This window comes from Streptomyces sp. BE20 (assembly GCF_036322525.1).
Taxonomy (GTDB): Bacteria; Actinomycetota; Actinomycetes; order Streptomycetales; family Streptomycetaceae; genus Kitasatospora.
The window spans coordinates 1-264 of record NZ_JAQYWW010000108.1 but is presented as its reverse complement, the minus strand read 5'-3'; the positions used below and the strand labels follow the sequence as shown (position 1 = coordinate 264).

1 pseudogene is annotated in these 264 nt (G+C 76.9%); it reads left to right on the top strand.

From position 1 onward, the window contains the following. A pseudogene (locus PUR61_RS00530) lies at positions 1 to 264 on the top strand (PhoH family protein); the annotation flags it as partial.

The window sequence follows — 264 nt, the reverse complement described above, 5'->3', positions numbered from 1 at the left end:
GTCCATCGAGGGCGTCAGCGACCTCCCCGTGCACACCGGACTCGTGCTCACCTCCGAACGCGGCCGGGCGCTCGGCCGGGTCACCGGCGACGGCCGCGTCCGGCTGGTGCGCGGAGAACGCGAGGCGTTCGGACTGCGCGGCCGCAGCGCCGAGCAGCGGGTCGCGCTGGACCTCCTGCTGGACCCGGAGGTCGGCATCGTCTCGATGGGCGGCCGGGCCGGGACGGGGAAGTCCGCGCTGGCGCTCTGCGCCGGGCTGGAGGC